The sequence below is a fragment of the Dietzia cercidiphylli genome, assembly GCF_014145145.1.
Taxonomy (GTDB): Bacteria; Actinomycetota; Actinomycetes; order Mycobacteriales; family Mycobacteriaceae; genus Dietzia; species Dietzia natronolimnaea.
Window position 1 is genome coordinate 1 of the sequence record NZ_JAALEA010000094.1, and the last position, 2,078, is coordinate 2,078.

General features: G+C 72.3%; 2 protein-coding genes. Both read left to right on the plus strand.

Annotation, left to right across the window (positions count from 1 at the left end):
• Positions 1–632, plus strand: a 632-nt coding sequence (locus G6028_RS04175; RefSeq protein ID WP_182658136.1) for a hypothetical protein, incomplete at its 5' end; no start/stop codon positions are given.
• A 271-nt stretch (positions 633–903) separates the two neighbouring features.
• On the plus strand, positions 904–2,078 hold a 1,175-nt coding region (locus G6028_RS04180), incomplete at its 3' end, for a hypothetical protein (protein ID WP_182658137.1).

Below are 2,078 nucleotides of genomic sequence, written 5' to 3' on the forward strand. Positions count from 1 at the left end.
AGGGGTCCGGGGGCGACGGTGACACGGGGAGCGCCGGCTCGGCGGGGTCCGGAGAAGGCGGGTCGAGCGACGGCACTGCCGGCGACGAGGGCAGCCTCGACACCTCGAGCGCGGACGACACCAGCGTCGGCGATCTCGTACCCGAGTCGGAGGCGAGGTGCGAGCTGCCCGACCTCGGCGGGTCGGTCGCCAAGTTCTACCCGCTGTTCGGGATCTCGGGTGTGCCGACCGCCGTCCTCGACTTCGTCACCTCCGCACTGGGCTCCTTCCCCAACCTGCTCGACGTGGTCGCGGGGCCCGGCGGGGGAGCGAACCTGGTGGGTCAGACCGGGTCGCTCACCGAGCCGCTGTGCACGTCCGTCTTCGGCGGCCAGATGGCCCTGCCTCCGGTCACCGTGATCGTCGACGGGGACGGCAACCCGGTCACCACCGTCACCGGCACCGTCGCCCCCGGGGGAACCGGTACCGGCAGCATCAGCGGCAGCGGCGCGGAGCCGTCCACCTCGAGCTCCGGCTCGAGCTCCACCCCGAGCTCTGGCCCGGTCTCCGTCTCCGTGGCGGTGGGAGACGGTGCGGAGTCGGGGACCGGCGCGTTCGCGCTGCCGACCAGCGTTCCCACTCCCGGCGCCTGACCTCCGCCCTTCCCGAGCCCGACGGCCCGGTCCCCTGACGGGGGCCGGGCCGCAGTCGTCCCGTGGGCCGGGGTCGCGACTCGCTAAACGGGTGCCCATTCTGCAGTGAATACCCCTGGGGTGTGTTACCAGTGAGGCTAGAGAGAATCCTGTGACTATTGTGACAGGAGTAGACACTTGATGTGCATGAGGTTAGAGTGACTCTAGAAATGGTCTGCGCTCCCATATTCGGGGAGTGAGCGATCCGAACCCCTCCGGAAGGAACCAGCCGATGCGTGCTCGCCTCGCCCGCCCTCGTCGTATCGTCCGGGGTCGCCTTGTCGCCCCCGTCGCAGCCGCAGCGGCGGTCGCCCTCGTGGGCGGCGTCGTCGTCGCCGCCCCCGATGCCCCCACCGTCCGCGGTGACGTCCAGACCGTCGCCGTCTCCGCCCCGGCCTTCAACGCCGGAGCCTCCTACTCGTTCGATCTCCAGGGACTCGTCGGGGCAGGGGAGTGGAGCGGCATCGTCATCACCAAGGTCAACGGGCTTCCCGAGGGGCTGACCTACGCGGACGGCGTCATCTCCGGGACCGCCGTGGCCGCGGGTGTGTACACCGTGTCGGTCGTCGGGACGCTCGGTGGCCAGATCGTCACGATTCCGGTGACCCTCACGGTCAACAACCCCGATGGCACCGCCCCGATCGGCGCCGAGGCCGGTTCGGCGGCCGGTGTCGAGGGCAGCCTCGGAGGCGAGGCGCAGGCCGGCGGTCAGATCACCACGGGTTCCGCCGGCACCGATGCCATCCTCGGAGCCGTGGTGGGCATCGTGACCTCGCTCGGTGGGGGTTCCGCGGCCGAGATGGTGACCGGATCGCTCGGCACGGGCGAGACGACCCCCGATGCTCCGGGCCAGACCCCCTCCGCCCCGATCGGCAGCGACGCCAACGGGCAGATCGACCTCGGCAGCCTGGCCGGCGGCACCCCGGACGGCGGCACGAACACCCCCGACACCGGATCGCCGGTCCTGCCGGGTTCGACGGGGAACGCCGGCGGGGAGGCCACTGGAGAGGTGACCGGCGGGCTCGACACCCAGAGCCTGGGGCCGCTGGGTTCGCTGCTCGACACCGGCGGTCAGACCGGTTCGACCACCGACGGTGAGACCACCACGGGAGGTGACCTCACCACCGGCGGCGGATTGAACACCGTCGCGCAGGTCGAGGTGCCCGGCTCGTCGTCGCCCGTCGACACCGGGTCCCTCGGGGACCTGGCCCCCGGACTCGCCTTCACGGGGATCGCCCTGCTCGGCCTGGCCGGACTCGGCCTGGCGCTCGGCGGCGGCTCGTCGATCCCGGGCTCGACCGCGTTCCTGCCGGCACTCCCGGGTACGTCCACCGGCGGCTCCAGCAACGGTGGTGACACCGGGGGCGGTTCCCTCGGCTCGACGGCCCCGACCGTCGCGGCGGGCGC